Origin of the sequence: Pseudomonas sp. G1002 (genome assembly GCF_013385455.1) — a bacterium.
In the GTDB taxonomy this organism is placed as follows: Bacteria; Pseudomonadota; Gammaproteobacteria; order Pseudomonadales; family Pseudomonadaceae; genus Aquipseudomonas.
This window is the reverse complement of record NZ_JACAPY010000044.1, coordinates 1-25,534: the sequence shown is the minus strand read 5'-3', so window position 1 is coordinate 25,534 and position 25,534 is coordinate 1. Positions and strand designations below refer to the sequence as shown.

14 protein-coding genes are annotated in these 25,534 nt (G+C 63.4%); 8 read left to right on the top strand and 6 right to left on the bottom strand.

Features of this window, described 5'->3' with window-relative positions; all coding sequences use genetic code 11:
* Positions 1 to 5: 5 nt before the first annotated feature.
* Entirely contained in the window at positions 6 to 140 is a 135-nt protein-coding gene (locus HX801_RS32120; protein WP_256344300.1) for a hypothetical protein, read from the top strand.
* Between the two features lie 208 nt (positions 141 to 348).
* Here HX801_RS32120 and HX801_RS26745 read toward each other — a convergent pair whose 3' ends face one another.
* From HX801_RS26745 to HX801_RS26735, 3 genes are all read right to left on the bottom strand, one after another.
* Positions 349 to 810: a cysteine hydrolase family protein gene (locus tag HX801_RS26745; protein ID WP_008434533.1), complete on the bottom strand. Its 462-nt coding sequence runs from the start codon at positions 808 to 810 to the stop codon at positions 349 to 351.
* A 136-nt stretch (positions 811 to 946) separates the two neighbouring features.
* Entirely contained in the window at positions 947 to 2,773 is a 1,827-nt protein-coding gene (locus tag HX801_RS26740; protein ID WP_008434531.1) for a glycoside hydrolase family 15 protein, read from the bottom strand.
* Positions 2,766 to 3,566, bottom strand: coding sequence for a glucose 1-dehydrogenase (locus tag HX801_RS26735; protein WP_003208175.1), 801 nt, complete (start codon positions 3,564 to 3,566; stop codon positions 2,766 to 2,768). The genes HX801_RS26740 and HX801_RS26735 overlap by 8 nt, the downstream gene beginning before the upstream one ends.
* 161 nt (positions 3,567 to 3,727) lie before the next feature.
* Here HX801_RS26735 and HX801_RS26730 point away from each other — a divergent pair, with 161 nt between their 5' ends.
* The 4 genes from HX801_RS26730 to HX801_RS26715 all read left to right on the top strand — a co-directional run bounded on the left by HX801_RS26730 (position 3,728) and on the right by HX801_RS26715 (position 8,662).
* Complete coding sequence (locus HX801_RS26730; protein ID WP_134327032.1) at positions 3,728 to 4,471, top strand: helix-turn-helix domain-containing protein; 744 nt, start codon at positions 3,728 to 3,730, stop codon at positions 4,469 to 4,471.
* Positions 4,472 to 4,585: 114 nt separating this feature from the next.
* Positions 4,586 to 6,034 (top strand): efflux transporter outer membrane subunit, encoded by a 1,449-nt coding sequence (locus tag HX801_RS26725; protein ID WP_177023033.1) that lies wholly within the window; start codon positions 4,586 to 4,588, stop codon positions 6,032 to 6,034.
* The gene (locus HX801_RS26720) at positions 6,031 to 7,161 is read left to right on the top strand and encodes an HlyD family secretion protein (RefSeq protein WP_003208172.1); all 1,131 of its coding nucleotides are present in this window, start codon (positions 6,031 to 6,033) and stop codon (positions 7,159 to 7,161) included. Before HX801_RS26725 ends, HX801_RS26720 begins: the two co-directional genes overlap by 4 nt.
* Entirely contained in the window at positions 7,151 to 8,662 is a 1,512-nt protein-coding gene (locus HX801_RS26715) for an MDR family MFS transporter (protein WP_003208170.1), read from the top strand. The genes HX801_RS26720 and HX801_RS26715 overlap by 11 nt, the downstream gene beginning before the upstream one ends.
* 297 nt (positions 8,663 to 8,959) lie before the next feature.
* On the opposite strand, the gene HX801_RS26710 is transcribed toward HX801_RS26715, so the two are convergent.
* Positions 8,960 to 9,544, bottom strand: coding sequence for a TetR/AcrR family transcriptional regulator (locus HX801_RS26710; protein ID WP_177023032.1), 585 nt, complete (start codon positions 9,542 to 9,544; stop codon positions 8,960 to 8,962).
* Between the two features lie 134 nt (positions 9,545 to 9,678).
* Between HX801_RS26710 and HX801_RS26705 the strand changes: the two genes are divergently transcribed.
* On the top strand, positions 9,679 to 10,851 hold the full coding sequence (locus HX801_RS26705) for an MFS transporter (protein ID WP_102369571.1): 1,173 nt from the start codon (positions 9,679 to 9,681) through the stop codon (positions 10,849 to 10,851).
* Here HX801_RS26705 and HX801_RS26700 read toward each other — a convergent pair whose 3' ends face one another.
* Positions 10,852 to 11,208 carry a type II toxin-antitoxin system HicB family antitoxin gene (locus tag HX801_RS26700; RefSeq protein ID WP_003208166.1) on the bottom strand — a complete coding sequence of 119 codons (357 nt, stop codon included), beginning with the start codon at positions 11,206 to 11,208 and terminating at the stop codon, positions 10,852 to 10,854. It lies immediately after the preceding gene.
* On the bottom strand, positions 11,205 to 11,456 hold the full coding sequence (locus HX801_RS26695) for a type II toxin-antitoxin system HicA family toxin (protein ID WP_177023031.1): 252 nt from the start codon (positions 11,454 to 11,456) through the stop codon (positions 11,205 to 11,207). Before HX801_RS26695 ends, HX801_RS26700 begins: the two co-directional genes overlap by 4 nt.
* A gap of 209 nt (positions 11,457 to 11,665) precedes the next feature.
* Here HX801_RS26695 and HX801_RS26690 point away from each other — a divergent pair, with 209 nt between their 5' ends.
* Both HX801_RS26690 and HX801_RS26685 read left to right on the top strand, forming a co-directional pair.
* Positions 11,666 to 24,034 carry a non-ribosomal peptide synthase/polyketide synthase gene (locus tag HX801_RS26690; protein ID WP_177023030.1) on the top strand — a complete coding sequence of 4,123 codons (12,369 nt, stop codon included), beginning with the start codon at positions 11,666 to 11,668 and terminating at the stop codon, positions 24,032 to 24,034.
* Between the two features lie 2 nt (positions 24,035 to 24,036).
* On the top strand, positions 24,037 to 25,534 hold a 1,498-nt coding region (locus HX801_RS26685; RefSeq protein ID WP_256344299.1), incomplete at its 3' end, for a condensation domain-containing protein.

Sequence of the window (25,534 nt, the reverse complement as noted above, 5' to 3'; positions counted from 1 at the left end):
AGCCGATGCAATTACCCCAAGGGTCGCGCACCTGGCACATCCACTCGCCGCCCTCGACTTCCATTGGCCCGCGATACAACGTGGCGCCTAACGTGACTGATGTTTCCGTCGGCGACCAGGCTGGCAGTGACGCCGAGTAATGCGTCGGCAGAGCGCCGATCAATACGAGCCTTGTGTCAACGATGGTGTTTGCCAAACAACCTGTGGCGAGGGAGCTTGCTCCCGTTGGGCTGCGCAGCAGCCCCAGGTTTTGTTGACTGTGTTCTTGGAGTTAGATGGCGTTGAGCTTTTTAGGGCCGCTTCGCGCCCCAGCGGGAGCAAGCTCCCTCGCCACAGTGAGGGGCTGACTTAAATCTCTGCGTGGGTGATGACGTGTTTAAAGTGATGCCGCCACAAATCCGCGCCCAGTTTCCCCGAGCGATCCAGCGATGAACCCACAGTCAAATCGCTGATCAGCGTGGGCTGTAATCCGGCATCAAACAACGCAAACCCGGCCGCCAGCACACAGGTGTCAGTCTGGATGCCACACACCAGCACTCGGTCCGGCGCGAGGCTTTTCAGGTGGCTGATGGTCTCGGGCGTGGGCGCGTAGCCGTGTTTGATGAAGATATGGTCGGCGGCGATCAGGCTGTCGTCGTCGGGCGCCGGTTGCCAGCCGAGTTGGCGAGCGAAGGGGGTTATGTTTTCGTCGTGGCGCTCTACGGTGGCCACTGACGGCATGCGACCCAGCAAGGCGTTGATGCCGATTACCAGCCAGTCGGGCGGGGCGAAGGAGGGTTGTACATCGATGATCAGTAGGACTTGGCGCATTGGCATCCTGGTATAGATCGAAGGACCACGCATTGTGCACCGGGTACACCTCGTCTCCAAGTCTGGCGCGGTCATGTGGGAGCAGGCAAGCCAGCTCCCACAAGGTTACTCAATCGCCTTCAGATTGTGCTCGGGCTCAAGGCTGCCAAACCGTCTTCACCCCACTCAACTTCCGGTCCAGGAACGTTGCCGCGCTGATCAGCGCCAAATGGCTCAACGCCTGCGGTGTATTGCCCAAATGCCGTGCCTGGTTATCAAATTCTTCGGCATACAACCCCAGCGGGTTGGCATAGCGCAGCAACTGTTCAAACTCCAGATGCGCCTTCTCCACTTGCCCGGCCCGGGCCAGGCATTCCACGTACCAGAACGAGCACGCTGCAAACGCGCCCTCGGTGCCTTGTAGCCCATCAATCTGGCTGTCGTCGTTGCGGTAGCGGTAGACCATGCCGTCACGCACCAGGCTTTTCTGGATCGCCTCCAGTGTCGACAACCAGCGCGGGTCTGTCGCCGCAACGAAGCGCACCAGTGGCATCAACAGCATCGAGCCATCCAGCGCGGTGCTGCCGATATGCTGCACGAAGTGGCCGCGTTCTTCGTTCCAGAAGTTGCTCCAGATATCGGCATAAATCGCCTGGCGAGTCTGGTCCCAACGGGCAAACGGCGCCGGTAGCGAGCGCTTGGACGCCAGTCGAATCGCCCGGTCCAGGGCCACCCAGCACATCAGCCTTGAGTGCAGGAAGTGATGCTGCTCACCGCGCATTTCCCAGATGCCGACGTCTTTGTGGTTCCAGGTTTCGCAGACCTGGTCGGCTACTTCCACCGTGTGTTTCCAGCCCTCATGGGAGATGGCCTCACCGTATTTGTTGACCAGGTATACCGCGTCCATCAACTCGCCGTAGATATCCAGTTGCACCTGGTCGTACGCCTCGTTGCCGATGCGCACCGGTTGCGCGCCGCCGTGGCCGCTGAGGTGGCTCAGCTCGGTTTCCGGCAGTTCCTGGCGGCCGTCGATGCCGTACAGGATGTTGATTTTCATCGGCTGATCGCAGCAGTCACCCACCCGGCCTTTCAACCAGCGCATGTAGCCGTTGGCTTCCTCGATAAACCCCAGGCGCATGAACGCGTAGACGGTGAACGAGGCGTCGCGGATCCAGGTGTAGCGGTAGTCCCAGTTGCGCTCGCCGCCGGGTGTTTCCGGCAGGCCGAAGGTGGCGGCGGCGAGGATTGCACCGTGTTTGCGCGAGGTCAAAAGCTTCAAGGCCAGGGCCGAACGATTGACCATCTCGCGCCAGCGCCCACGGTAGTTGGATTGGGAAATCCAGCCGCGCCAGAACTTCAGGGTGCGCTCCAGGCACAGGTCGGTGCAGTCGTTTTTGACTCGGGCATCGTCCAGCCCGCCGAGGACAAACTCGGCGCCTTCTTCCTGGCCGAGTTCAAAGGATGCTACGGCAGCGTCGCCATCCAACTGCAGGGTGTGGCTGCTGGTCAGGCGCAGGCCGGGTTGGTCTGCGGCCTCAAACAACACGTCGCCGTCATCTTGAGTGGCCCGGGTCTGGGCGCGGGCGTAGTCATGTCGCACTGCGCAGCGCATATGGATGCTCGCTTTGCCGCTGACCACCCGCACCCGCCGAATCAGGATCGGCAGGTCGTCAACTTCTTCACTGACGGTCAAGAAATCGGTAATTTCCACCACCGCGTCATTACTCAACCAGCGGGTTTGCAGCACGTTGGTGTCGGGCAGGTAGATCTGCTCGCGGCGGGCGTCGGGCAGGTCCGGCGTGAGCTGGAAGATGCCGGCGGCGGGGGAGTCTAGCAATGAGCAAAAGATGGAGGGGCTGTCGAACTCCGGCCAGCAGAAAAAATCGATGCTGCCTTTGTCGTTCACCAGCGCTGCACTGCGCATGTCGCCGATGATGCCGTGGGCATCAATGGCACTTTGTGGTTCGTTTTTCAGATCAACCATTGCCACGAAACTCCGGATAAAGGCTCATGCCGCCATCAATGAACAGGGTGCTGCCCACCACGTAGTCGGAGGCATCACTGGCCAGCCACACCACCGCGTTGGCCACGTCTTCGACGTCACCCACGCGGCCATAGGGAATCAACTTGAGCAGTTCCACTTCGGCCGCGCCTTCGGTGGCGGCGCGGTTGATGGCCGTGCGGATCGCTCCCGGCGCAACGCCGTTGATGCGGATGCGCTGCTGGCTGACTTCCTGGGCCAGGGTGCGCATCAGCATTTCCACGCCGCCCTTGGACGCGGCGTAGTTCACGTGCCCGGCCCAGGGAATCACCTGGTGCACCGAACTCATGTGGATAATCTTTCCGGCGGCCCGGGAAACACCTTCGCGGATGCCCTGGCGGTTGAAGATGCGCAACGCGGCGCGGGCGCAGAGGAACTGGCCGGTGAGGTTGACGCCGATCACGGTGTTCCAGTCGTCGAGGGTCATGTCGACGGCAGCGGCGTCTTTCTGCATGCCCGAGTTGGCCACCAGGATGTCCAGGTGCCCGAAGGCATCAAGGGTCTGGGCAAACAGGCGCTCCACATCGGCCTCTTTCGACACGTCGGCGCCAATCGCAATGGCCCGGCCGCCGTTGGCGTTGATCTGCGCCGCCAGTGCTTCAGCGGGCGCCGCCTGGGCGTTGTAGTTCAGTACCACGGCGGCTCCGGCCTCGGCCAGGGCCTTGGCGGCCCCCGCGCCGATTCCTGAACTGGCGCCAGTCACCAGCGCCACTTGTTGCTCCAACGAAATGCGCATTGCCCACCCAACCTTTTTCAGAGTGCCCAACTAGCTGACTGGCGGGGCGGCCTACAAGTTCACCGGCTGTCTGGAATGCGACGATGGCTGTCTATATCTATCGTTTTTGCCACAGGACTTTTCGCTAGAATCGACGCTTGATTGATGCGAGACCTCAGCCGATGAACAGCCCATCCCGCCCGTGGCTTGAAGCCTACGCCGACAACTACCGCAACGATGACGTGGTGCATCCTCATTGCCACGCCCAGGCGCAATTGATCCACGGCGTGTCCGGGGTGATGGTGGTCAGCACCGCCCAGGGCAGTTGGCTGGTGCCGTCCGGGCATGCGTTGTGGGTGCCGGCCGGCACCCCGCATGAGATCCGCATGGCCGGCGAGGTGCATATGCGCACGCTGTTCCTCATGCCCGAGGCCGAGCCGGGGCTGGGGCGCACCTGCCAGGTGATTGAAGTGTCGGCATTGCTGCGGGAGCTGATCGTCGCCGCCACGCAGATTGCCGGGCACCACAGCCCGCGTCTGCAGGCCATGATCGAGTTGATCCGCATGGAACTGCTCGCCGCGCCGGTGGTGGCGATGCACGTGCCGGTGCCCGGCGAAGCACGGCTGGCCAGGCTGTGCACGCATTTCATCCGCAACCCTTCTGACGACAGCAGCCTGGAATCCTGGGCCGACAGCCTGAACATGAGCGCCCGCACCCTGAGCCGGGTGTTCCAGCGGGAGTTGGGCATGAGTTTCGGTGAATGGCGCAAGCGTGCGCGGTTGGCCCTGAGCTTGAAGTTGCTGGCCCAGGGCGTGTCGATCCTGGAGGTGGCGCTGGAGCATGGTTACCAGAGCCCGAGTGCGTTCAGTGCGATGTTTCGCAAGTCGCTGGGTTATCCGCCAAGTCATTTTCGGCCCGGAGTTTAGTGTTGCGTCAGGTAACGCTATTGTCCGTTTAGCGACGATACATGGCCCTGACGCGGGCGAATCGGACAGGCCATCTGCCTAATCTGCAAGGCTCCTTCTTGAGCGAGCCTTGTGATGCACAGCCCTTCTTTTCACCCATGGATGCCCATCGCCCTGTTGAGTGTGCTGGCCGGGTGCACTGGTGTGCCCGGTCAACCGTCGACCGTCACGGCGCAGCCTGCACCGCGGCTCTCCGCCGAGTCGGCCGAGGCGTTGCCCGCCCGTTGGTGGCAGCTGTACCGCGACCCGCAACTGGACGCCCTGGTGGCGCGGGCCCTGCACCAGAACAAAGACCTCGAAGCCGCCGCCGCCCATGTCGATGCGTTGCTGGCGCAGCTGGAACAGGCAGACGGCGAGCGCCTGCCGTCGACTTCCCTGGACTATGGCCTGGCCTACGGTCGCAGCCGCGATGACCAGACGCTGGCCCAGGCGACTAACCGTCATGCCGGTGCCGAATGGAGCCACACCCCTGAGTTTTCCCTGAGCTACACCCTCGATTTGTGGGGCGAGGTGCGTTATCGCATCGCTGCGGCACGGGCGGATGCCCAGGTGGCGCGGGCGCTGGAGGATGAGCTGCGGGTGACGGTGGCCGCGCAGACGGCCCGCGCCTATGCCCAGGCCTGCGTCTATGGTGTGCGCGAACAGGTGCAGGCGCACTCGGTGCAGCTGCTGGAGCAGAGCGTCGCGGTCACGCAGAAGCTGCAAAAGGCCGGCGCGGCCACGCAACTCGACCTGGCGCGCCTGCAAGGGTTGCTGGAAGAAACCCGGGCACCGTTGCCGATGTTCACGGCCCGGCGCAGCAGCGCGCTGTATGAGTTGGCCGTGCTCAGCGGGTTGCCGCCGGAGCAGGTCACGCCACGCAGCTGTACCCAGGCCCCGCAGTTGCAGGCGCCTTTGCCGGTGGGCGAGGGTTGGGCGCTGGTGCAACGGCGGCCGGATATCCGCCGCGCCGAGGGGCAACTGCGCTCGGCCACCTCGACAGTGGGCCTGTCCCGCGCCGAGCTTTACCCGCGGATCACCTTCGGCGCGATGCTCGGTTCATCCGCCAGCAGCTTGGGCAAACTCGGTGACCGCTACGCGACGGTGTATTCCGTCGGGCCGCTGGTGTCGTGGCGCTTTCCCAATCGGCAGATCGCCCAGGCGCGGGTCAAGCAGAGCCAGGCCGAAGCGCGCCAGGCCCTGGCACGGTTTGACGGTACGGTGCTCAACGCACTGAAGCAGGTGGAGCAGGCCATGGCCCTGTACCAGGGCGAACAGCAGCGTGGGCAGGCCCTGGCCGCCGCCCTGGACAACAACCGCCGCGCCTTCGACCTGGCCTCCCGCGGCTACCATTCCGGCGCGCTGGATGCCCTGCAACTGCTGGACAGCGAACGCAGCCTGGTGGGCCTTGAAGCCCGCGTGGCCGAGTCCGACCTGCGCTTGATCAACCGCCAGATCGACCTGTTCCAGGCCCTCGGTGGCGGCTGGCAGCGTAACGATCCAACCGCCCCCTTATCTGTCGCTGTCAATGGAGCCAAACCATGAACCAGGCTGTTGAACCCATTCGCCTGACCGTTATGCAACGTCATCGTCGCGCCCTGGTGACCACGGCTTCCCTCGCGACGCTGGTGGGGCTGGCAACCTTTGCCGGGTACTGGTGGCAATGGGGGCGTTTTCTTGAAGAAACCGACGATGCCTATGTGCGCGCTGATTGGGTCGCTATCAGCCCGCGAATTGCCGGGTATGTAGCCCAGGTGCTGGTGGAAGATAACCAGCCGGTCAAGGCCGGGGATGTGCTGGTGCGTATCGATGAGCGGGATTTCACCGAGCGTCTGAACAGCGCCCAGGCGCAACTGCAACAGGCGCAAGCAGCAGCGAGCGCACAGCAGGCATCGGTGCAAACCCTCGACGCGCAAATGGGCGAGCAACAGCAACGCATCGCCCAGGCCCGGGCGGAACTGAGCAGTGGCGAGGCCGAAGCCCGGCGCGCGCGGCTCGATTACCAGCGTTATCGTGAATTGGTCGCGCAACAGGTGGCCAGCGCCCAGCACCTGGAAACCGTCAGCGCCAGCCAGGCCAAGGCCCAGGCGGCCCTGGCCCAGGCCAGCGCCCAGGTCGCGCGGCAGCAGGCGCAGTTGCAGGTCTTGCAGGCACGCCGGCAACAGGCGCAGGCGCAAATCGTCGAGCATCAGGCACGCATCGGCGAGGCCCAGGCCAACCTCGCGCTGGCCCGCAATGCGTTGAAGGACACCGAGATCCGCGCGCCTTTTGACGGCGTGGTGGGCCAGCGCAAGGTCCGGCGCCAGCAATACGTGATGCCCGGCCTGCCGCTGTTGGCGGTGGTGCCGGTGGAGCAGGCCTATGTGATTGCCAACTACAAGGAAACCCAGTTGCAGCACATGGCGCCGGGGCAGTCGGTGGAAATCGCGGTGGACAGTTTTGCCGGCGCACATTGGCACGGCAAAGTGGAAAGCATCGCCCCCGGCTCTGGTGCCGTGTTCGCGCTGTTGCCGCCGGACAACGCCACCGGCAACTTCACCAAGATCGTCCAGCGGTTTCCGGTGAAGATTCGCCTGGAACCCGGTGAGTCGCGGGTGCTGCCGGGCATGTCGGTGATTGCCACCGTTGATACCCGCCCTGCCGCCAGCCAGGAGCACGTCCATGGAGGCTGAAGGGCGTGTGCCGTTTCGCGCCTGGGTCGCGGTGATCGGCGGGCTGTTCGGCTGCTTCATGGCCGGGATGAACGTGCACGTCACCAGCGCCGCACTGCCGGAAATCGAAGGTGCACTGGGCGCGACGTTTGAGGAGGGTTCGTGGATTTCCACCGCTTACCTGGTGGCGGAGATCATCATGATTCCCCTCACCGCGTGGCTGGTGCAGGTGTTTTCCCTGCGCCGGGTGATGCTGTGGGGCTCGGGGATATTCCTGGTGGCCTCGGTGGCGTGTTCGCTGTCGCCCAACCTGCAAGTGATGATCCTGATCCGGGTGGTGCAGGGCGCGGCCGGGGCGGTGCTGATTCCCTTGTCATTCCAACTGATCATCACCGAGCTGCCGCCCAGCAAGATCCCGCTGGGCATGGCCTTGTTCAGCCTGGCCAACAGTGTGGCCCAGGCCGCCGGGCCGTCGATTGGCGGCTGGCTGACCGATGCCTATTCCTGGCGCTGGATCTTCTACCTGCAACTGTTCCCGGGGATCGCGTTGCTGGCGGCGGTGGCCTGGTCCATTGACCGCCAGCCGATGCAGCTGGGCCTGCTGCGCCAGGGCGACTGGCTGGGTATCGGCTGCATGGTGCTGGGCCTGGGGGCGTTGCAGATCGTGCTGGAGGAGGGCGGGCGCAAGGACTGGTTCGGCTCGCCCTTTATCGTGTGGATGACACTGCTGGCGGTGGTGGGCCTGATCGGCTTCGTTGCCCGGCAATTATGGGGCGCGCACGCCTTTATCAACCTGCGACTGTTGGGCCATTACAACTTTGGGGTGGCCAGCGTGGCGATGTTTATCTTCGGCGCCAGTACCTATGGCCTGGTGTTCCTGGTGCCCAACTACCTGTCGCAATTGCAGCACTACAACGCCAGCGAAATTGGCGTGAGCCTGATCGCGTATGGTCTGGTGCAACTGATCATGGCGCCGTTTTTGCCGCGCCTGATGAAGTGGGTCAGCGCCAAAATGCTGGTGGCCTCGGGGTTCGCGATCATGGCTTTGGGCTGCTGGATGGGTGCGCACTTGTCGGCGGACAGCGCCAGCAATGTGATCGTGCCCTCGATCGTGGTGCGCGGCATGGGCCAGCCGCTGATCATGGTGGCGTTGTCGGTGCTGGCGGTGCACGGCCTGGCCAAGGCGCAGGCGGGGTCGGCGTCGGCGGTGTTCTCGATGCTGCGCAACCTGGGGGGCGCGGTTGGCACGGCGCTGCTGGCGCAATTGGTGGTGGTGCGCGAGCGGGTGCATTCGGCGCGTATTGGCGAGTCGGTGACGCTGTTTGACCCGGCCTTGCAACAGCAGCTTCCCGGTGGCGGGGTGCTGCAGGATCAATTGCCGGAACATCAGGTGGTGCTGAACCTGCTGGACCAGAGTGTTCGTCATCAGGCGTTTTTGATGGCTTACAGTGATGCGTTCTTTCTGGCGTGCGTGGCGTTGGCGGCGTGTGGGGTGGCGGCGTTGATGTTGCGGCGTATCTAGGGGCAGTGCTGTGGGTGATTCAAGTGAGCGCAATAACGGGGCGCCCAAGATCAAGATCAAAAGCAGATCAAGAGCACAGCGGACTACCGGCCGGCTTGAGTGTTGAAGAGCAACAGCAAAATCAAAAGCGGGCACGGTTCAATGTGGGAGCTGGCTTGCCTGCGATGGCATCAACTGGGTGTGCCTGATGTACCGAGTTGTCTGCATCGCAGGCAAGCCAGCTCCCACAGAAAAGCAGAGTTACCTGAATAACGGATATGTACCCCATCTGATCCTGAAAACCCCGACCGCACTCGTTCAGCGAACGGTATTAGGCTTCAACCCGCGCAACAACAACTCCAGACCTTGCAAGGCTTCTTCCAACCGCTCGCCCGGGTGTTCATCCCGGGCGATCCACAGCGATGCGCTCACCAGGCTGCCATTGATCAGCCTCGCCAGCGCCTGGCTGCACGCCTGCTCGATGAGGCCCGCTTGCATCAAGTCATCGAGCAGCTGGCGCAGCGAGTCCACGCATTGCTGCTGGTCGGTGGCACCCAGCACCGCCGGCGCATCTTGCAGCACAATGCGCTGGACCTCGGGATCCTGAGCCATACGCAAATAAATCCGACAGCGCTCGCAAAACCCTTCCCAAGGATCAACCGCCTGCTCCGAGATACGTTGCAGGCTCGCGTCCATTTCACCGTCGAGCTGCGCAACCACTGCCGCGAGCAAGCCTTTCTTGTCGCCAAAATGATGGTACAACGCACCCCGGGTCAGGCCGGCGCGAGCGGTGAAATCGTCCATCGACGTCTGGGCGTAGCCTTGTGTGGCGAAGGCCTGGCGGGCGCTGGCGATCAGGCGGGCGCGGGTGTCTTCGATCATGTCGGCACGGGCTCGGCTCATGGGTAAGGCTCACAATAGGTGATTGACATACGACGCGTATGTTACGCATGATTTGTCACATACGCACCGTATGTATTTTGCCCCGAAAACCTCGAATAGCAAGTTTCAGGGCGCTCAGGAAGAGGTTACACACCATGGCAAACCCCTACGCCGAGCTGTTCCAGGCGCCAGGTTCCAGGGCTTTTGTATTGGCGGGCATGCTGGCCCGCATGCCGATCTCCATGACCGGGATCGGCTTGATCACCATGCTGTCGCAAGTGCACGGCGGTTACGGTTTGGCCGGTGCGGTGACCGCTACCTTCGCCCTGGCCACCGCGTTTTGCGCGCCCCAGGTCTCACGGTTGGTGGACCGTTATGGCCAGGGCCGGGTGTTGCCGGTGGCCGCGTCCATCGGCGGCGGCGCGCTGTTGCTGCTGTTGCTCTGCACCCGGGTGCAGGCGCCAACGTGGACGCTGTTCGTCTTTGCCGCCCTGGCCGGCTGCATGCCCAACATGTCGGCCATGGTGCGGGCGCGCTGGACCGAGCTGTATCGCGGCCAGCCCAAACTGCAAACGGCGTTTGCCCTGGAGTCGGTGCTCGACGAGGTGGTGTTCATTATTGGCCCGCCGGTCTCGGTGGGTCTGTGCGTGCTGCTGTTCCCCGAAGCGGGGCCGTTGATTGCCGCGCTGTTTCTGGCAGTGGGCGTGACCGCCTTTGTGCTGCAACGCCAGACCGAGCCACCGGTGCATGAACATCACGCCGAGCATGGCCGTTGGCTGATTGCCTCGCCCTCGGTGTTGATCCTGATGGTGCTGTTGATGGCCATGGGCATCATCGTTGGGGTGGTGGATGTGGTCAGTGTCGCGTTCGCCCAGCATCAGGGCCAGCCCGCCGCGGCGAGCATTGTACTGTCGGTATACGCCATCGGTTCGTGCCTGGCCGGGCTGGCGTTCGGTGCGCTCAAGTTGAAAGCACCGCTGCCGCGCCAGTTCTTGTACTGCGGCGTGGCCACCGCCGTGACCACGTTGCCGTTGTTGCTGGTGACGAATATTCCGGGGTTGGCGGCCGCGATCTTCATCTCCGGCCTGTTCTTCGCCCCGACCCTGATCGTGTCCATGGCCCTGGTGGAACAAATTGTTCCGCCCAGCCGCTTGACCGAAGGCATGACCTGGCTGATCACCGGCCTGAGCATCGGCGTGGCCATTGGTGCTGCCAGCTCCGGCTGGATGATCGACCGCTTCGGCGCACCCAGCGGGTTCTGGGTGGCGCTGGCGGCGGGTGCGGTGGTGCTTGGGGCGGCGGTGCTGGGGTATCGGCGGCTGGGGTGATTACCCGGTCACCAGTGCGCCGCGATGTTGCAGGAATTCGTTCAGCGCCTGGCGCGTGAGATCGTTCAACGTGACTTTTTGCCGGGTCGCGGCAAGCGCGGCGGCCAGGTGGAGGTCATGGCCGACACGGACGTTGAACGAACCCTTGCAGGGCTTTTCCGGTGCTTGCCCAAGGGCCTGGCAGGTCTCGATGTAGTCGTCCACGGCGGTGCAAAAGGCGGCGTCCAGTTCGGCGACGGTTTTGCCCTCGTAGCTGACCAGGGCCTTGATGAAAAGCAGCTTTCCGAACAGGCAGTTGTCTTCGATGCTGGCTTCGATGGAGCCGATGTAGCCTTTGTGTTTCAGCTGGTTGTTCACTGAATCAGTTCTCCTGATTTCAATTGTTCGATGATCTGGCGCCGAATGTAGTGTTTCAGTTCGTTGCCGGGGTGAGACTTGTGCAGGGTGATCATTGCACTGGGGTCGCCTATGTCGAACCTGACCCGGCTACCCGCCCCTTCGATTTGCGTGTATCCCAGGCGCCGCAGCAGCGTGACGAGTTCGGGCCAGGTAAAGGCCGATTGCTCATTGAGCAGTTTGGCCAGCAGCTTTTCATTTTTCGACACGGCGATTCTCGCCTGCAACTAAATGTAGTTGCAATTGATGGGTTGCGTCAATGATAGGACAGCCGCGCCGAGCCTCTCGGTGTTTGATGTAACCCTTGATGACACCGTGGTCTGCGCCCCCAATCCCCCGCTAATTTTTCCCTTCCGGATTCGTTTTATAGGGACGACGTGCCTTTGTGCTTCCTGCCTATTGCCCCGGATCCCAAGAAATGAACGCTGAAGACTCCTTGAAACTTGCTCGCCGGTTTATCGGGTTGCCCCTGGAAAAACGCCAGATGTTCCTCCAGGCGCTACACAAGGAAGGGGTGGATTTTTCCCGGTTTCCGATCCCGGCAGGGGTGGAGGCCGAGGACCGGCAGGCGCTGTCCTATGCGCAGCAGCGGATGTGGTTTCTGTGGCAACTGGATCCGGCCAGTGGCGCCTATAACCTGCCCGGCGCGGTACGGCTCAAGGGCGCCTTGAGCCTGCCGGCGATCGAGCAGGCGTTCGCCAGCCTGGTGGCCCGCCATGAGACGTTGCGCACGGTGTTCCAGCGCCAGGCGGATGATCGTCTGTTGCAAGTGGCCGCACAGTCGCCGCTGGTGGTCGAACAGTTGGACTTCAGCGCCCTGGCACCCGCCGAGCGTGAGCAGGCGGTGATGCAGGCCGCTACCCGTCAGTCGCTGTTGCCCTTCGACCTGGCCAACGGCCCGCTGCTGCGGGTGCAATTGCTCAAGCTGGCCGAGCAGGAACACGTGCTGCTGCTGACCTTGCACCACATCGTGTCCGACGGCTGGTCGATGAACGTGCTGATCGACGAGTTCATTCGCTGCTACGACGCCCATGAGCGCAACGAGCCGCCGCAACTGCCGGCCCTGCCGATCCAGTACAGCGACTACGCCCTGTGGCAGCGCCGCTGGCTGGAGGCCGGCGAGCAGGCTCGTCAGCTGGAATACTGGCAGGCACGCCTGGGAGATGAGCACCCGGTACTGGAACTGCCCATCGACCATCCACGCCCGGCGATGCCCAGCTACCAGGGCACCCGGCATGACTTTGCGATTGATCCGGCGCTGGCTGCGCAGTTGCGCAGTTGCGCGCAAAAACACAATGTGACCTTGTTCATGTTGCTGCTCGGCGCGTTCAACGTGCTGCTGCATCGCTACACCGGGCAGGGCGACATTCGGGTTGGCGTGCCGATTGCCAACCGCAACCGCAGCGAAGTCGAAGGGCTGATCGGTTTCTTCGTCAATACCCAGGTGTTGCGCACCGAACTGACCGGGCAAACCCGCGTCGACGAGTTGCTGCAAGGCATCAAGGAACACGCACTGGGCGCCCAGGCCCATCAGGAATTGCCGTTCGAACGCCTGGTAGAAGCCTTGAAAGTCGAGCGCAGCCTGAGCCACACGCCGCTGTTCCAGGTGATGTACAACCATCAGCCGCAAGTGGCGGACATCGCCGCGGTCAACACCGCCTCCGGGCTTGAACTGTCCCTGGTGCAATGGCAAGGCCGTACCACCCAGTTTGACCTGAGCCTGGACACCTACGAGAAGTCCGGCACCCTGCACGCCGCGCTGACCTATGCCAATGACCTGTTCGACGCCGCCACCATCGAGCGCATGGCCCGGCACTGGCTCAGCCTGTTGCAGGCGATGGTCGCCGATGGCAGCCAGCGCATCGGTGAACTGCCGATGCTCGCCGCCGCAGAGCAGCACGTGCTGGTGCATGACTGGAACCAGACGGCCGAGGCGTACCCGACCGAACGTGGCATCCACCACCTGATCGAAGACCAGGTACAACGCACTCCGCAGGCCGTTGCCCTGGTGTTCGGCGCGACGCAGTTGACCTACGCGCAGCTCGACGCGCGCGCCAACCAGTTGGCCCATGCCCTGCGCGAGCAGGGTGTTGGCCCGGACGTACTGGTGGGGATCTGCATCGAGCGCTCCATCGAAATGGTGGTCGGCCTGCTGGCGATTCTCAAGGCCGGCGGCGCCTACGTCCCGCTGGACCCTGAATACCCCCGCGAACGCCTGGCTTACATGATCGAAGACAGCGGCATCGGGCTGCTGCTCAGCCAGCAGGGCCTGCTGTCGACCTTGCCGGTCGACGGCATCAACGTCATCGCACTCGACCAGGCACAAGGCTGGCTCGACGATTACGGCCGCGAGCCTCTGGCCGTCAACGTGCACGCGCTGAACCTCGCCTATGTGATCTACACCTCCGGCTCCACGGGCAAGCCCAAGGGCGCAGGCAACAGCCATCGTGCGTTGGTCAACCGCCTGTGCTGGATGCAGCAGGCTTATGGCCTGGATGCCAGCGACGCAGTGTTGCAGAAAACCCCGTTCAGCTTTGACGTGTCGGTGTGGGAGTTCTTCTGGCCGTTGATGAGTGGCGCACGGCTGGTGGTCGCAGCACCCGGCGCGCATCGCGAGCCGGCTCGCCTGATTGAGACCATTGGCGAGCACGCCATCACCACGCTGCACTTCGTACCGTCGATGCTGCAGGCATTTATCCACGAGCCGGGCGTGCAGGCCTGCGCCAGCCTCAAGCGCATCGTATGCAGTGGCGAGGCGCTGGCGCTGGATGCGCAGTTGCAGGTGTTCGCCAAGCTTCCGGGCGCCGGGTTGTACAACCTCTACGGCCCGACGGAAGCGGCCATCGACGTCACCCATTGGACCTGCATCGACGAAGGTGCCGACAGCGTGCCCATCGGCCGCCCCATTGCCAATCTGGGAACCTACATCCTCGACGCGCAACTCAACCCTGTGCCGGCAGGCGTCAGCGGTGAGCTTTACCTCGGTGGCACCGGGCTGGCCCGCAGTTACCACCGCCGCGCGGCGCTCACCGCCGAGCGTTTTGTGCCGTGCCCGTTCAATGACGGTGCGCGGCTGTACCGGACCGGCGACCGGGTGCGCCAGCGCGCCGACGGTGTGATCGAATACCTCGGCCGCCTCGATCATCAGGTCAAGCTGCGCGGCCTGCGTATCGAGCTGGGTGAAATCGAGACCCGCCTGATGCAACACCCGCTGGTGCGCGAGGCCGTGGTGCTGGTGCAGGGGGGCAAACAGTTGGTTGCTTACCTGGTGCTGGAGGGAGGCGAGCCTGCCACGCCGTGGCAACCGGAGCTCAAGGCGTGGCTGTTGAACAGCCTGCCGGAATACATGGTGCCCACCCACCTGATGCCGCTGGTGAAATTGCCGGTGACCGCCAACGGCAAGCTCGACCGCAAAGCCTTGCCGTTGCCGGAAGCTGCGCCGCAGCAGGCGTTTGTGGCGCCACAGGATGCATTGCAAAAAGCCCTGGCGGCGATCTGGGAGGATGTGCTCGGTCTTGAGCGCGTCGGCCTGGAAGACAACTTCTTCGAGCTGGGCGGCGATTCGATCATCTCCATCCAGGTGGTCAGCCGTGCGCGGCAGGCCGGCATCCGCGTCAGCCCGCGTGACCTGTTCCAGTACCAGACCGTGCGCAGCCTGGCACTGGTCGCCACCCTCGATAAACGCTCGGCGGTGGATCAGGGGCCGGTGAGCGGTGATGCCGTGCTCGGGCCGATCCAGCAGCATTTCTTCAGCCGCGGGATGCCGGTGCGCGAACACTGGAACCAATCGCTGCTGCTGACTCCCCGTGAGGCCTTGAATGCGCAGTGGCTCGATACAGCGCTGACGCACATCATCAATCACCACGATGCCTTGCTCCTGCGTTTTACCGAAAGCGCCGAGGGCTGGCAGCAAAAACACGATGCTCCAGTGGCCAGCGCTGATCTGTGGCTACGCGATGCCGAGTCGGCGGAACACCTGAATACCTTGTGCAACGAGGCGCAGCGCAGCCTTGACCTGCAAAACGGCCCGCTGTTGCGAGCCTTGCTGGTCACGCTGGCCGATGGCAGCCAGCGCCTGGCGCTGATCGTTCACCACCTGGTGGTCGACGGTGTGTCCTGGCGCGTATTACTGGAAGATCTGCAGCAGGCTTACGAACAATTGGCGGCAGGCGGCGGCATTGAGCTGCCGCCGAAAACCAGTGCATTCCAGGACTGGACTGCGCGGCTCGAACAGCAAGCGCAGCGCTTCGATGAACAACTGATGTACTGGAAAATCCAGCATCAGGATGCGAAGGATCTGCCGTGCGACCGACCTGACGCCAGCCTGCAAAATGCGCAGGGTGAAAAAATCGAGTGGCGACTCGACGCCGCACGGACCCGTCAGTTGCTGCAACAGGCGCCCGCCGCGTACCGCACGCAGGTCAATGACCTGCTGCTCACCGCGTTGGCCCGCACCATCAGTCGCTGGAGCGGTCAGGCAGGCACGCTGATCGAGCTTGAAGGCCATGGCCGCGAAGACCTGTTCGATGACATCGACCTGAGTCGCACCGTGGGTTGGTTCACCAGCCTGTTCGCCGTCAATCTCACCGCCAGCGATGACCTCGACGGTTCGATCAAGTCGATCAAGGAGCAACTGCGCGCGGTGCCGGACAAAGGCCTGGGCTATGGCGTGCTGCGTCATCTGGCGTCCCCGGCAGTACGCGCCGAGCTGGCGGCACTGGCGCCACCGCGGATCACCTTCAACTACCTGGGCCAGTTCGACCGTCAGTTCGACGACGCGGCCTTGTTTGTGCCGTCTGCCGAAACCAGCGGTGTGGCACAGGACCTGGCGGCGCCATTGGCCAACTGGCTGACGGTTGAAGGCCAGGTCTATGGCGGCGAACTGTCGATGAGCTGGGGCTTCAGCCGCGAGATGTTCGACAGCGCGACCGTGCAGCAACTGGTGGACCGCTATGCCAGCGAGCTGCATGCACTGATCGAACACTGCTGCACCTTGCCGGCCGCGCAAGCCACGCCATCGGACTTCCCGCTGGCGCGGGTGACCCAGGCGCAACTGGATGCGCTGCCGGTGCCGGCCGGTCAGCTCGACGATCTCTATCCGCTGTCGCCCATGCAGCAAGGGTTGCTGTTCCATACCCTGTACGAACAGGCGGCGGGTGAGTACATCAACCAGTTGCGCGTCGACGTGCAGGGCTTGGATCCCGAGCGTTTCCGCGCGGCTTGGCAGGCCAGCGTCGATGCGCAAGACATCCTGCGCAGCGGTTTCGTCTGGCAGGGCGAGCTGGCGCAACCGCTGCAGATCGTGCACAAGCAGGTGCAACTGCCGTTCGCCACCCTGGATTGGCGGGCCCGCGACGATCAGCCGGCGGCCCTCGCGGCGCTGGCCGATGCCCAGCGAGCGCAAGGGTTTGACCTGGCCTGTGCGCCCCTGCTGCGCCTGGTACTGGTGCAGACCGGCAGTGACCAATGGCACCTGATTTACACCCATCACCACATCCTGATGGACGGCTGGAGCAACTCGCAGTTGCTCGGCGAAGTATTGCAGCGCTATAGCGGCCGCACACCGGCGAATGCCGGCGGCCGCTATCGCGACTACATCGCCTGGCTGCAACGTCAGGACGCCCAGTTGAGCCAGGACTTCTGGAGCGAACAACTGGCCGCGCTGCAAGCGCCGACCCGGCTGGCCCGCGCGGCCACCGCTGGCGAGCGCCATCGCGGTCACGGCGATCATTACCTGACGCTGGACGAGCAACGCACCCAGGCGCTGGAAGCGTTTGCCCGCCAGCAGAAAATCACCGTCAACACCCTCGTGCAAGCCGCGTGGCTGCTGTTGCTGCAACGCTATACCGGGCACGAAGCGGTGGCGTTCGGCGCGACCGTGGCCGGTCGTCCGGCAGACTTGCCCGGCATCGAGCAACAGGTCGGCCTGTTCATCAACACCCTCCCGGTGATCGGCGCACCGCGTCCCGATCAAAGCGTCGGCCAATGGTTGCAAACGGTGCAGGCGCAGAATCTCAGCCTGCGTGACTTCGAACACACGCCGCTGGCGGACATCCAACGTTGGGCCGGGCAGGGCGGTGAAGCGCTGTTCGACAATATCCTGGTGTTCGAAAACTATCCGGTAGCCCAGGCGCTGAGCCAGGCCGGGCAGGGGCTGGTGTTCGGCGATGTGGGCAACCTGGAGCAGACGCACTACGCGCTGAGCGTGGCGGTGACCCTCGGCCGGCAGCTGGCGTTGCATTACAGCTTCGACCGCGGCCAATTCGCGAGCGAGGTGGTCGAAGGCATCAGTGCGCATTTGCTGCAACTGCTTGAGCAGTTTGCCGAGTCGGCAGAACGCAACCTGGGTGAAATCGCCCTGGCAAGCCGCGACGAACAGGCCCGCCAGCAAGCGCAGAACCATCCACAGCCGTACCCGGTGGACATCGGCGTGCATCAGCGCATTGCCACCCTGGCGGCCGAGCGCCCGCAACGCACAGCGGTGATTTTCAACGATCGGCAGTTCAGCTACGGTGAAATCGACCAGCGCGCCAACCAACTGGCCCACGCGCTGATCGCCCGCGGCGTTGGCGCTGAAACCCGTGTGGGTGTGGCGTTGCCGCGCAGCGAGTCGGTAATTGTGGCGTTGCTGGCGGTGCTCAAGGCCGGCGGCGCTTATGTGCCGCTGGACACCCTCTACCCGCGCGAGCGCCTGGCCTACCTGATCGAGGATTCGGGGCTGGCGCTGCTGATCAGCGATTCGTCGGTGTCGGCGCAGCTGCCGGTTGCCGAATCGGTACCCTTGCTGGAGCTGGACCGACTTGATCTGCGTGAGCAGTCGATCAAGGCACCCTCGGTGCAGCTCGACCCGCACAACCTTGCGTATGTGATCTACACCTCCGGCTCCACTGGCAATCCGAAAGGCGTCAGCGTTGCCCACGGTCCATTGGCCATGCATTGCCAGGCCATCGGCCAGCGCTATGAAATGCGCGACAGCGACTGTGAGTTCCACTTCATGTCGTTCGCCTTCGACGGTGCCCAAGAGCGCTGGCTGACCAGCCTGACTCACGGGGCTTCGCTGCTGATTCGCGACGACACGCTATGGACGCCGGAGCAGACCTACAACGCCATGATCGAACACGGCGTGACCGTGGTCGCGTTCCCGCCGGTGTACCTGCAACAACTGGCCGAACATGCCGAGCGCGTCGGCAATCCACCGAAGGTGCGCATCTATTGCTTTGGCGGTGACGCGGTGCCGAACGCCAGTTTCGAGCGGGTCAAGCGTGCGCTCGATCCGGACTACATCATCAACGGCTACGGCCCGACCGAAACCGTGGTCACCCCGTTGATCTGGAAGGCCGGTCGCGAGGTGCCGTGCGGTGCTGCCTACGCGCCGATCGGCAGCCGCATCGGTGACCGCAGCGCCTATGTGCTCGACACCGACCTGAACCTGTTGCCCCAAGGCATGGCCGGTGAGCTGTATCTGGGGGGCACCGGCCTGGCCCGTGGGTACCTCAACCGACCGGGGCTGACCGCCGAGCGTTTTGTCGCTGACCCGTTCAGCGCCGCTGGCGGCCTGCTTTACCGCACAGGCGACCTGGTGCGCCAGCGCGTCGACGGCACGTTCGACTATCTGGATCGTATCGACAATCAGGTGAAGATTCGCGGCTTCCGCATCGAGCTGGGTGAGGTCGAAGCGGCGCTGCAAGCCCTTCAGGGTGTGCGCGAAGCGGTGGTCGTGGCCCAGGAAGGCAGCGCCGGTAGCGGCAAGCGCCTGGTGGCTTACGTGGTCGGCGATTCAACCCGTGCCGGTTTCAGCGAAGACCTGCGTGCGCAGCTCCAGGCTTCATTGCCGGCGCATATGGTGCCGGCGTATGTCTTGTCTCTGGAACGCATGCCGCTGACACCGAACGGCAAGCTGGATCGCAAGAACCTGCCCAAACCGGATGTCAGTCAACTGCAACAAGCCTACGTCGCTCCGCGCAACGCGCTGGAGCAGCAACTGGCGACGATCTGGCAAGACGTGCTCAAGCTTGGGCAGGTGGGCATCAGCGACAACTTCTTCGAACTGGGTGGCGATTCGATCATTTCGATCCAGGTGGTCAGCCGTGCGCGGCAGGCGGGGATTCGCTTCAGTCCCAAAGACCTGTTCCAGCACCAGAGCATCCAGGCGCTGGCCGTGGTCGCACAGACCGGTGAGACGCTGCCGTCGATCGATCAGCGACCGGCAACCGGCACCACGGTGCTGTTGCCGATTCATCAGCAATTCTTCGCTCAGGAAATACCCGATCGTCACCACTGGAACCAGTCGGTGATGCTCAAGCCGGCGCAGGCACTGGATGCACACGCACTGGAGCAGGCGCTGGAGGCTTTGGTGGCGCATCACGACAGCTTGCGCCTGGATTTCGTCGAACGGGCTGACGGCTGGTCGGCACACTACCGTGACGTCGCGGCGCACACGGATCAAACGCTTCTGTGGCCAGTGGAGGTCGTGGACCTCGCAGCCCTTGAGGCACTGGGTGACGAAGCCCAGCGCAGCCTGCAATTGAACGGTGGCTCGCTGATACGCGCGGTGCTGGCGAACCTGGCGGACGGCACTCAACGGCTGTTGCTGATTATCCATCACCTAGTGGTCGATGGCGTGTCGTGGCGGATTCTGTTCGAGGATCTGCAGAACGCCTACCGGCAAATCCTTTCAGGCGCAGGTGTGCAGTTGCCGGCCAGGACCAGTGCGGTCAAGGCCTGGGCGGCGGCATTGCAGGGCTACGCCACAACCCCTGCGCTGCAGGCCGAGCTGGGTTTCTGGCAACAACAGTTGCAGGGCGCTTCGCCAGCCTTGCCATATGACCGTCCGAACGGCGGGCAGCAACATGATCAGGCCCTGACCTTTCGTAGCAAGCTGGACCGGGCCCTGACCCGCCAGCTGTTGCAGGATGCGCCGGCGGCCTATCGCACCCAGGTCAACGACGTATTGCTGACCGCGCTGGCGCGGGTGATAACGCGCTGGACCGGTGACGACAATGCGTTGGTGTTGCTTGAGGGGCACGGTCGCGAAGACGTGTTCGAGCACATCGACCTGACCCGTACCGTGGGCTGGTTCACCAGCGTGTTCCCGGCGCGGCTGTCGCCGGTTGCGGATCTCGCTGGGTCGCTCAAGCAGATCAAGGAGCAGCTGCGGGCAATTCCGCATAGGGGCATCGGCTTCGGCGCACTGGCGTACCTGGGCGATGAACAGACACGGGAGTCTTTGCAAGCCTTGCCGCTACCGTGCCTGACCTTCAACTATCTCGGTCAGTTCGACGCCAGCTTCGATACCGCCGACGACGCCCTGTTTGTGCCGACCGGCGAATCCGGCGGTGAAGAAGTCAACCTGCAGGGGCCGCTCGGCAACCCGCTGGCGCTCAACAGCAAAGTCTTCGGTGGTGAACTGGACCTGACCTGGACCTACAGCGGCGCGATGTTCGATGCCGCGACCATCCAGCGCCTGGCCGACGACTATGTGCAAGAACTGACGGCGCTGATCGGCCATTGCTGCGACAACGCCAACCGGGGAGTGACGCCGTCGGATTTCCCGTTGGCGCAACTGTCTCAGGCCCAACTCGATGCGCTGGTGCTCGAACCTCAAGGCATCGACGACATCTACCCGTTGTCACCGATGCAGCAGGGCATGCTGTTCCACACCTTGCTCGAACAGGGGAATGGCGATTACATCAACCAGATGCGCCTGGATATCGATGGCGTCGATCCGCAACGCTTCCGCGCGGCCTGGCAAGCCGTGGTGGATGCCCATGACATCCTGCGTACCGGGTTCATCTGGCAAGGCAATCTTGAACAACCGATGCAGGTGGTACAGCGTCAAGTGCAGGTGCCGTTCCGTGTGCTCGACTGGAGCGGTCACGCCGATCGGGATGCGGCACTGCAAACCCTTGCCGATGAAGAGCGCGCCCAAAGCCTGGACCTGAACTGCGCGCCCTTGATGCGCCTGGTACTGGTACGCACGGCAACTGATCGTCATCACCTGATCTACACCAACCATCACATCCTGATGGATGGCTGGAGCAGCGCGCAGTTGCTCGGCGAAGTGTTACAGCACTACAGCGCAGAAACCGTGGCACGACCCGTTGGCCGGTATCGTGATTACATCGCGTGGCTGAAACGGCAGGACGCATCGCTCGGCGAAGCGTTCTGGAAGGAGCAGTTGCACGCCCTGGATGAACCGATTCGCCTGGCGCAGATGTTTGCCCGTCCGGCGCAGGGCATCGCCACCCACCTTTACGCTCACCACCACCTGCACCTCGATGAGCAGCAAACGCGCCGTCTGGGCGACTTTGCCCGAGAGGCGAAAGTCACCGTCAACACTGTGGTCCAGGCTGCGTGGCTGTTGCTGTTACAGCGCTACAGCGCAAAGTCCTGCGTCGCCTTCGGCGCAACCGTGTCGGGGCGCCCGGCGGACCTGGCAGGCGTCGAGCAACAGATTGGCCTGTTCATCAACACCTTGCCGGTCATTGCCAGCCCGCGCTCCGAGCAGAGCCTGGGGGATTGGCTGCACAGCGTCCAGGCGCAGAACCTGGCGTTGCGGGACTTCGAGCACACCGCGTTGTTCGATATCCAGCGCTGGGCGGGGCAGGGTGGTGAAGCGCTGTTCGACAACATCCTGGTGTTTGAGAACTATCCGATTTCAGAAGCCCTGGAGAAAGGTTCGCCTCAGGGTCTGCGCTTTGGTGCCGTGGGCAATCTGGAGCAAACCAACTACCCGCTGACCCTGCTGGTGGGCCTGGGCGCCGAGCTGACCGTGCAGTTCAGCTATCAATGTGCGAGCTTCACACCTGTGTCGGTGGAGCAGATCGGCGTGCACCTCAAGCGTCTTCTGCTGCAAATGAGCAGCGATGCCGCACGCCCACTGGGTGACCTCACGCTGTTGGACCCGAGTGAAACCCGCCAGCAATTGCAGGACTGGAACGCCACCGCAAGCGTCTACCCGGGCGAGCACTGCATTCATCGTCTGTTTGAGGCGCGGGCACGGCAGACGCCGGATGCCACGGCGCTGCTGTTTGCTGATCAGGCGCTGACCTACGCTCAACTCAATACCCAGGCCAATCGCCTGGCGCATCGTTTGATTGAACTCGGTGTCGGCGCTGACCAACCGGTGGGTATCGCCCTTGAGCGTGGGGTGGACATGATCGTCGGGCTGCTGGCGATCCTCAAGGCCGGTGGCGCCTACGTGCCGCTCGATCCGCACTATCCGGTGGATCGCCTGGCCCACATGATTGAAGACAGTGGGTTGCAGTTGCTTCTGACCCAGGCATCGTTGCTGCGCCAGTTGCCGATTCCGGCAGGGGTGCATACCGTCTTGGCGAGTGCAATGGATGAATCGGTCAGCCCTGAACAGGCGGCCAATCCGCAGGTGTCGGTGGACGGCGATAACCTGTGCTACGCCATTTATACCTCGGGCTCTACCGGCAAGCCCAAGGGTGTGATGGTACGCCATGGTGCCCTGGTGAATTTCGTTGCCAGCATGGCCCGCGAACCAGGCATCGAGGCAAGTGACCGCCTGCTGTCGCTGACCACCTTCTCGTTCGATATTTTCGGCCTGGAACTGTACGGCGCGCTGTTCAGCGGTGCGGCCGTGGTGCTGGTGGACAAACAGAGCGCCCACGACCCTGAAGCATTGCTGGGGATTATCGAACAGCAGCAGGTCAGTATCGTGCAGGCCACGCCGTCGACGTGGCGCATGTTGCTTGAGCATCCCATGGCCGAGCGTCTTGCCGGACGCACATGCCTGTGTGGCGGCGAGGCATTGGCCGAGGACCTGGCCGAGCGCTTGCTGGCGGTCGCAGGCCCGGTCTGGAACCTCTACGGGCCCACGGAAACCACGATCTGGTCGGCGGCTTATCCACTGACCACAAACAAGCGCTTGCCTTACCTCGGCCGGCCGATTGCCAACACCTCGCTGTACATCGTCGGCGAGCACTTCGCGCCGAACCCTGTCGGGTTGATCGGTGAATTGCTGATTGGCGGTGATGGCCTGGCGCGCGGGTACCACGAGCGGCCGGCGCTCACCGCCGAACGCTTCCTGCCGGATCCATTTGGTAATGGCACACGGCTGTACCGCACCGGTGACCTTGCGCGACATCGCGTCGACGGTGTGATCGAGTACATCGGCCGGGCAGACCACCAGGTGAAAATTCGTGGCTTTCGCATCGAGTTGGGAGAGATCGAAGCGTGCCTGTTGGCGCAGGACGCGATCCGCGAGGCGGTGGTGGTGCCTCAGCAAGGGCCGGGTGGCACGCAGTTGGTGGCCTACCTGATTGCGGCCGGTACTGAGGCGGCCGAGGCGCAGTCGTTGGTGGCGCTGCGCGACGAGCTGAAGGCGCGGCTCGCCTGCGACCTGCCGGACTACATGATTCCGGCGCACTGGATGCTGCTTGAGCGCTTCCCGCTGACGCCCAACGGCAAGCTGGACCGCAAAGCCTTGCCGCTGCCCGACGCCAATCAGTTGCTGCGGGCCTATGTGGCGCCGCAAGGGGCGCTTGAGCAGAGCGTCGCACAGATCTGGCAAGAGGTGCTCAAGCTTGCGCGGGTAGGGCGCGACGACAACTTCTTTGAATTGGGCGGGCATTCCTTGCTGGCGACCCAAGCGACAGCCCGCCTGCAAATGGAGCAAGGCGCAGCCGTGCCCCTGGACCTTTTATTTCGAACCCCATCGCTGTCGGAGTACGCCGCGCAACTGGCGGTGCACCTGACACCTCACTCCAGCGAAGACTTGAGTGAGATGCATGATTTCCTGGCAGACCTGGAGACCCTTTGAAAATGACTCAGCTCGATAACCTGTCTCTGGTTCAGCGATTCATCCGTTTGCCGCTCGCCCAACGGCAAGCGTTCCTGCAAAAGCTGCACAGCAAAAACATGAGTTTTGCCGCGTTGCCGATTCCGGCGATGCGTGACGAGTTCGAGCATATCGGCCTGTCCTACGCCCAGGAGCGCCAGTGGTTCCTCTGGCAATTGGACCCTCACAGCGCGGCTTACCATGTGCCGACGGCGCTGCGGTTGCGCGGTGCACTGGACGTGCCGGCGTTGCAGCGCAGCTTCGATGCATTGCTGGAGCGCCATGAGGTGCTGCGTACGGTGTTTGTCGACGGGCCGGAAGGGCCGCTGCAGGTTGCGCACGCATGCCTGAGCCTGCCGGTCACGACGGTGGTGCTGGAAGCGGTGCCGGACGCCGCAGCGCTCAAGGCGTTGATTGACACTGAAATCACTGCGCTGTTCGACTTGCAGCAGGGCCCGCTGTTGCGGGTCAAGCTGTTGCAACTGGCACCGGACGACCACGTGCTGGTGCTCACCCAGCACCACATCATTTGTGACGGCGCATCGGCGCAGATCATGGTTCACGACCTGGTCAAACTCTATGCTGCCCACAGCACCGGCCAGGCGCCGGACCTGCAGGCGCTGCCGATTCAATACGCCGACTATGCGATCTGGCAGCGCAAATGGATGGAAGCCGGCGAGCTTGCGCGGCAATTGGGTTACTGGACCGAACGCCTGGGTGATGGCGGTGAAGTGCTGCCTTTGCCTGCTGACCGCGCCCGTCCGGCGGTGCAGAGTTACCGCGGTGCGCGGCTGGACCTCGCCATCGATGCCGGGCTGACCGAACGCCTCAAGCGCGTGGCCCAGCGCGAAGGCTGCACCTTGTTCATGCTGTTGCTCGCCTCATTCCAGGTATTGCTGCACCGTTACAGCGGCCAGTCGGACATCCGCGTGGGCGTGCCGGTGGCCAACCGCAACCGTCTTGAAACCGAAGGCCTGATTGGTTTCTTCGTCAATACCCAGGTGCTGGATGCGCGGATTCAGGGGGCAATGCCTTTCGATCAATTGCTGGCGCAGGTCAAGCAGGCTTCGCTGGGCGCCCAGGCTCACCAGGATTTGCCGTTCGAGCAATTGGTGCAAGCCCTCGCACCGGACCGACACATGAGCCACAGTCCGTTGTTCCAGGTGATGTTCAATCACCAGAGCGGCGATGCCGCCCAAGCGTTGCAACTGCCAGGCTTGCATGTCGAGAGCCTGGATTGGAGCTCGCACACGGCGCAATTCGATCTGACTCTTGGCACGCACGAGACCCAGGGCGCATTGGCCGCCACATTCACCTATGCCACTGATTTATTCGACACTGGCACCATCGAACGCCTGGCCGCTCACTGGCTGAACCTGCTGCAAGGTATCGTCGCCGACCCGCAACGGCGCATCGGGGAATTGCCGCTGCTGGACGCGACCGAGCAGCAGCACAACATTGCCCAGTGGAACCCCGGCCCGC